Genomic DNA, 7229 nt, shown 5'->3' with positions numbered 1-7229 from the left:
CCCCTGCTCCCTGCCCCCTGCCCCCTGCCCCCTGCCCCCTGCTCCCTGCCTCTTGCCTATTCCAGTAGCTGAATATTGGAATAAACAAACTCAGTAATTGATTGAGGCGTTTCAATCTTTCCATTTTCATATTCTGCGACTACCTGCTTGGTTAAAATGTAATAACCACCAAACTTTTGATATGTATCCGTAAATCTGAGGATGCTATTAACATCACTTGTTTGCGAATTCCGAAAAACTACATGATATACACAAGGGAGATAACCAGAGTCTGTATCTAGGAATTCCCCAGAATTAATCTCTAAAGCCATCCGACCCATCACGCGAATTTCCTGATAAATTTTTTGGTTATGGATATTATAACAAGAATCAGTAGTTTCACTTTTGACAAAAACCTTTACTGTATCTGTTTCTACTGTCTCATCTAAACTAAACTCATATTGACCGTAAGTAGTTTGAAAATTGCTTCTTTGACAGCGGGTAACTATTTCCTGTAACTGAATATCAATTCCTGCTTCTATTTGTTTATCTGCGACTTCTGTAACTTGTATATTCAGGCTGGGGTCAATCCGAATCTTACCAGCGTAAACCTCATTTTCCTGTAGCAGTTGCACATTGGCAGCATAACCAGGAAAATTCTCATCCCAAGTGTAACGACTTTCATAAGCAGTTTGAAATAAAGTTTCTGCCGTTGACTGAATTGCCATATCACCACTTTGACTGCATTTTTCTAATAGTTTAACAAGAATAGCAGAAGTCCCACGTCTCACTCTTAGGAGCGTGGGATGAATGCGCGTGAGTGAGGAATCGCCCTTGTCTGAATCAGGATGTCCAGGATTTGAGGATTTTCAGGATTTTTGTTGATGATCTGGTGAAGTCACATATCTAATTTCTTTTATAAGACCTCGCGGTAAGCGTAAAACTCAGCGGCTTTAGCCCTGAGATATAAGCGACACGAGCGGTTTTAACCGCTTTGGTATTTTCTATATTAACCGTGATGCGGGTCTTCAATATATCTCCTCACGGATTCGCTACTAACATTCCCTGCGGTGCTTATAAAATAACTACTTGTCCAAAGAGACGGTAGTTTTTTTAATTGGGGAAATTCTTTTCTCAAGTAGAAGCTAGAACGACCTTTAAATGCCTTGATAACTAAATGTGGGGTATCTGTGGGCTTAACGCTAATAAATAAGTGGATATGGTCTGGAGCTACTTCTAAAGCTAAAATATCCCAACCTTTTTCTATAGCCAGTTCAGCAAAAATCTGTCTCGCTCTTGTTGCTATTTCTCCTACTAAAACTTTTTTCCGTCGTTTAGGTATCCAAACAAAATGGTAATTAACCAGGAATTTAACGTGGTTGTGGGTTTTATAGTCTTCTTGCGTTAACATATTCTCTTGTTGTTTTCTTGATAGCTATTGACAATACTAGCTTAATCAATTATTCTTGAGAAGTCAACTTCTCATAAATCGTAACTTGGTGGCAAAAAATAAAAAAGCAATGGGAGTACAACAGGTTTTGTTGTCTCCCGATAATGAAACAAAGGCAGTATTAGAATATCTCTGTCAGCAGTCAGGGAAGCTGTATAACAGTGGTGTTTATTTCGCTAGACAAACATTTTTAAAAACTGGAAAGTTGTTAACGGGTAAGTTCGACTTGATTTACGAGCCTTCAGTGTCTAAAACTATGGTTGCTCAATCGATGCCATCTATCCCCGCACAACAAACTTTATTATCTGTAACAGAAGCCTTCAAATCTTTTAAAGAATTACGTTCTTTGTTTATCAAAGGACAATTACACTTTAAGCCTAAAGTACCCGGCTATCTAACAGGTTCTAAACTTTTCAAGGTTGCTTATCCTCATAGTGGAGGACAGAAACCAACTCTAGTTAATGGACAACTTAGATTTTCGTTGGGACTAACGGTTAAAAGATGGTTTGGAATTTCTGAATTTTTTCTACCGATGCCGTCAAATTTAGATATAGCTCATGTTAAGGAGTTTACTATCCTACCTAAAAACGGTGCTTTTTATCTAGAGATGTCTTACGAAGTTGAGAAACAACAGCATGATTTAGACATTAATCAAGCTCTATCTATTGACTTGGGAACGGCTGATAATTTAGCGGCTTGTGTTGATACATTGGGTAATTCCCTATTGATTGATGCCCGGTCAATGAAAGCCATGAATCAGCTTTGGAACAAGAAAATATCAACAAAAAAAGAGGGGAAATCAGAAGCTTATTGGGATGCTTGGTTAGACCGTGTAACCCGTAAACGTAACCATCAGATGCGTGATGGTATTAATAAAGCAGCGAAACTAATTATTGACCATTGCTTAAAATATGGTATTGGTACATTAGTTATCGGCTGGAACGAGGGGTTTAAATCCAACGCTAATATGGGGAGAATTAACAATCAAAAGTTTGTCCAAATGCCATTGGGTAAACTTAAAGATAGATTAAGACAACTCTGTGAATTGCACGGTATTAGATTTCAAGAAACTGAAGAAGCATATACGTCAAAAGCTAGTTTTCTAGATGGAGACTCCCTACCTAAGTATGGCGAAAAGCCAGAAGGGTGGAAAGCATTACTGTTAGCGTGTTAAGCGTGGATTGTATGAATCGGGCGATGGTTCATTCGTAAATGCAGATTTGAACGGAGCAGCTAATATTTTAAGAAAAGTATCGGGAAGGTTGAGTCTATCACTTGATCAACTCAGTAGACGATCTTTGGCAATCGTAGCGAGAATTAAATTAAATTAATTCTGTCCGCAGAATCTCAGCGGCTTTAGCCCTGAGAGTGTCAAAGTGTGAAGATGATTTTTTATCATTAAATCTGAATGTTTATAGACAATCAAAAAATCACATCCTGCACATCCTTAAATCCTGGGTATCCTGATTCAGACAAAATATTATTGATAAATTGAACTCGTTCCCAGACTCCGGCTGGGAATGCGAGTTTGAGGCTCTGCCTCAAATACAGTGAATATAGTGGAGGCAGAGCCTCCTGTGGGCATTCCCCGGCAGAGCCAGGGAACGAGGGAGGGGCAATTCCCCGGTTGTAGTATACGCTTTGTTACTCCAGATTGGGCAATAATACTACATTTTAAAGACGTGAAGACCGATCTAGCTATTCCGCTAAATATTTTTACAATGATCTTATTAGACAGTAGTTTGTTATTCTAAAAGCTTATGCAGCCGACTAACCCCAATCAATTTACAGAAAAAGCCTGGGAAGCGATCGCTCATACCCCCGATGTCGCTAAACAGTATCAGCAACAGCAGCTAGAAAGTGAACACCTGATGAAAGGGTTGCTGGAACAGGAAGGACTGGCCAGCGCGATTTTCACCAAAGCTGGGACAAGTTTGCAAAAAGTTCGAGATCGCACAGAGCAATTTATCCAACGTCAACCCAAGGTATCCGGCGCTAGTGCTTCTGTTTATTTAGGACGCAGCTTAGATACATTATTAGATCGGGCAGAAAAATATCGTCAAGAATTTAAAGACGAATTTATTTCTATTGAACATTTACTGTTAGGTTATGCCAAAGATGATCGGTTTGGCAAAAGTTTACTGCAAGAATTCGGTTTAGATGAAAACAAACTCAAAAATATTATTAAAGAAATTCGGGGGAAACAAAAAGTGACTGACCAAAATCCAGAAGGTAAATATCAATCACTGGAGAAGTACGGACGTGATCTCACAGAAGCCGCCCGCAAAGGTCAACTAGACCCCGTAATCGGTCGTGATGATGAAATTAGACGGACAGTACAAATTCTCTCCCGCAGAACCAAAAATAACCCGGTTTTAATTGGCGAACCTGGTGTAGGGAAAACTGCGATCGCCGAAGGTTTGGCACAGCGCATTGTAGCGGGTGATGTTCCCCAATCTCTCAAAGATCGTAAACTCATCAGTTTAGATATGGGGGCTTTAATTGCGGGAGCAAAATTCCGAGGTGAATTTGAAGAACGTCTCAAAGCCGTATTAAAAGAAGTCACCGAATCTGGTGGGAATATTGTCTTATTTATTGATGAAATTCATACCGTTGTCGGTGCAGGTGCAAGTCAAGGGGCGATGGATGCGGGAAATCTATTAAAACCCATGTTAGCACGGGGTGAATTACGCTGCATTGGGGCGACAACTTTAGATGAATACCGCAAATATTTGGAAAAAGATGCCGCTTTAGAAAGACGTTTTCAACAAGTTTATGTAGATCAGCCCAACGTTCAAGATACAATTTCCATTTTACGCGGTTTGAAAGAACGTTATGAAGTTCATCATGGGGTGAGAATTTCTGATAGTTCTCTTGTGGCTGCGGCTACTTTATCTAATCGTTATATTAGCGATCGCTTTCTCCCTGACAAAGCCATTGATTTAGTAGACGAAGCCGCTGCTAGACTGAAGATGGAGATTACCTCCAAACCCGAAGAACTAGACGAAATAGACAGAAAAATTCTCCAATTGGAAATGGAAAAACTTTCCTTACAAAAAGAAAGTGATCTCGCTTCCCGTGAACGTTTAGAAAGATTAGAAAAAGAACTCGCTGACCTCAAAGAAGATCAAAGAACCCTTAGCACACAATGGCAATCCGAAAAAGGGATTATCACCAAAATTCAATCAATTAAAGAAGAAATTGACCGAGTTAATCTAGAAATTCAACAAACAGAAAGAAACTACGATCTTAACCGGGCTGCGGAATTAAAATATGGCAAATTAACCGACTTACATCGCCAATTACAAGCCGTAGAAACTGAACTTTCCCAAACTCAAAAAACCGGAAAATCACTATTACGCGAAGAAGTTACAGAAGCCGATATTGCCGAAATTATTTCTAAATGGACAGGCATTCCCCTGAATAAATTAGTCGAATCAGAAAAGGAAAAACTCCTGCATTTAGAAGATGAATTACATCACCGGGTTATCGGTCAACATGAAGCCGTTACCGCTGTCGCAGATGCCATTCAACGTTCTCGCGCTGGACTTTCTGACCCAAACCGTCCCATAGCCAGTTTTGTCTTCCTTGGTCCAACTGGTGTCGGTAAAACCGAACTAGCGAAAGCCTTAGCTGCTTATATGTTTGACACCGAGGAGGCTTTAGTGCGGATTGATATGTCCGAATATATGGATAAGCACAACGTTTCCCGACTAATCGGTGCGCCTCCCGGATATGTAGGTTATGAAGAAGGAGGACAATTAACCGAAGCCATTCGTCGTCGTCCCTACGCGGTAATTTTATTCGACGAAATCGAAAAAGCCCACCCCGACGTATTTAATATTTTCCTGCAAATTCTCGATGATGGTCGGGTGACAGATGCCCAAGGTCGCACAGTAGACTTTAAAAATAGTATTATCATCATGACCAGTAACATTGGTTCTCAATATATCCTAGATATATCTGGAGATGATAGCCGTTACGATGAAATGCGTAATCGCGTGATGGAAGCAATGCGAAATAGTTTCCGTCCAGAGTTCTTAAACCGTCTAGATGAATTAATTATTTTCCACAGTTTACAAAAATCCGAATTGCGGAATATTGTTCAATTACAAGTAGATAGACTCAGACAAAGATTAACTGATAGGAAAATGGCTTTGAAATTATCCAGTGCTGCTCTTGACTTTTTGGCAGAGGTAGGATACGATCCCGTGTTTGGTGCAAGACCATTAAAAAGAGCAATTCAGCGGGAACTAGAAACCCAAATAGCCAAAGCCATTTTACGCGGTGATTTCAGCGACGGTGACACCATTTTTGTAGATGTGCAAAATGAGCGTCTTTCCTTTAATCGCTTACCCGCAGAGGTGTTTACGGGTTAGATTTGAGAGTCCCTTCAAGCCTTCAAGCCAGGGAATAAATTCCCTGTCTAAAAGCTAAAGTCATCTAAAGATGACTAGTACCGCAAGGCGGAAGTCAAAAGTCAAAAGTCAAAAGTCAAAATGAAGACAGTATAGGCTTTTGGAGGATTTAGAATGGTTGGTTTATTTACGCCCGGCGGCACTAGTGGTCTGTCATTTTTCTATTTGTGGATAAAGACGCTTAAGACGGATACGGGCATCTGCGGTTGTGAACTGCCAATTTACAGATTTTTGTGAATGATTGCGTTGAATATACCAAGCCGTTGTTTCTTGTTCTAAAGTTTCAATATCAGGAATCCGACGATCTAAGCATTGCCGAGTCATTGCGGACAGTTCGTTTTCAGCGATATTGAGCCAGCTTCCATGTTTAGGGGTATGGTGAATTTCCAAGCGTTCAACCAGCCGACGAGCAATGGATGGCTCAAAAGCTTGATATAGGGAAGCAAGTTTATGAGTATTTAGCTGGTCACATACTAAAATAACTTTGTCGCTATCGGGATAGTCGTTATCGAGTAAGTGCTTAATTTCTGTTGCCCAGTCAACCGCTGTTCTTCGTTCACTGACGACTGTTTTACGCCACCCAGACAAGGGTTCTGTAAACATAAAAATATTGGCTGTTCCATTGCGATCGCAAAACATAATCCACCGACTCTGGCTGTCCCGGTTTGGCTGGTAGAGGAATGCGGGTTTCTTTGACCAATTGTATAGGTTGCTCATCCATGCAAATCACCGGATACTTGGAGTCATAGGGCAGGTGATAAATTTCCAGAACATCTTCCATGTTAGATACAAATTCGGCACTCTGTTCTGGTGGAATCACATACATCTGGCGCAAATGAGGTTTGAGTTCGTTTTTTTTAACACTTGGCGCACGGTTTCGTGACTAATTGCTGGAACAATTTCTAACTCAACCGCAATGTCTGCCAGTAACCGCAATGTCCAACGTGCCTGACCAGCGGGCGGTTCTCCACAACGCAGGGCGATTAGTTTTGCTTCCACCTCTCCATCAATAATCGTTTGACGAGGCGGCGTTTTACTGGGCTTGCGGTTTAATGCTGATTCTATGCCTTCTTTTACCAATCGCTCTGAAGAGATTTGCGACTGTATTGCGGTGGCTACTGTTGGCGGCAGCAGCTTTTTCATCCGTCCATCCTTGTCCATTAACATCAATGTTTAACAGAATATTGGCGTGCTTAATTTTGTAAGCTGCTGCTTTGCCTGTGGATACCAAGTTTTGTAGATACTGCCTTTCTTCTTGACTTAACCGGACAATATAGGTCTTAAGCATAATCAGTTATTTAGGTTATTTGCTGAGATTTACAGTGAATAGCCCCTCTATTCTCTCTCAAATTCACAATTTTTTGCTTGACAGACCACTAGGG

General features: G+C 40.8%; 4 protein-coding genes and 1 pseudogene. 2 read left to right on the top strand and 3 right to left on the bottom strand.

Going from position 1 to position 7229, the window contains the following annotated elements; translation table 11 throughout:
- Positions 1–56: 56 nt before the first annotated feature.
- Both FJR37_RS24455 and tnpA read right to left on the bottom strand, forming a co-directional pair.
- The gene (locus tag FJR37_RS24455; RefSeq protein ID WP_371416165.1) at positions 57–770 is read right to left on the bottom strand and encodes a DUF3386 domain-containing protein; all 714 of its coding nucleotides are present in this window, start codon (positions 768–770) and stop codon (positions 57–59) included.
- 218 nt (positions 771–988) lie between these two features.
- On the bottom strand, positions 989–1390 hold the full coding sequence (tnpA, locus tag FJR37_RS24450; protein WP_039204987.1) for an IS200/IS605 family transposase: 402 nt from the start codon (positions 1388–1390) through the stop codon (positions 989–991).
- A gap of 55 nt (positions 1391–1445) precedes the next feature.
- Here tnpA and FJR37_RS24445 point away from each other — a divergent pair, with 55 nt between their 5' ends.
- Positions 1446–2603 (top strand): RNA-guided endonuclease TnpB family protein, encoded by a 1158-nt coding sequence (locus FJR37_RS24445; protein ID WP_254434661.1) that lies wholly within the window; start codon positions 1446–1448, stop codon positions 2601–2603.
- A 586-nt stretch (positions 2604–3189) separates the two neighbouring features.
- Positions 3190–5808: an ATP-dependent chaperone ClpB gene (gene clpB / locus FJR37_RS24440; RefSeq protein ID WP_168467356.1), complete on the top strand. Its 2619-nt coding sequence runs from the start codon at positions 3190–3192 to the stop codon at positions 5806–5808.
- Between the two features lie 192 nt (positions 5809–6000).
- Here the strand turns inward: clpB and FJR37_RS24435 are convergent.
- Positions 6001–7135 (bottom strand): annotated as a pseudogene (locus FJR37_RS24435) (IS630 family transposase).
- Positions 7136–7229: the final 94 nt, after the last annotated feature.

Source organism: Aphanizomenon sp. UHCC 0183, from assembly GCF_009712065.1.
GTDB lineage: Bacteria > Cyanobacteriota > Cyanobacteriia > Cyanobacteriales > Nostocaceae > Dolichospermum > Dolichospermum heterosporum.
The sequence above is the reverse complement of the archived record's forward strand: the minus strand, read 5'-3'. Positions and strand labels throughout refer to the sequence as shown.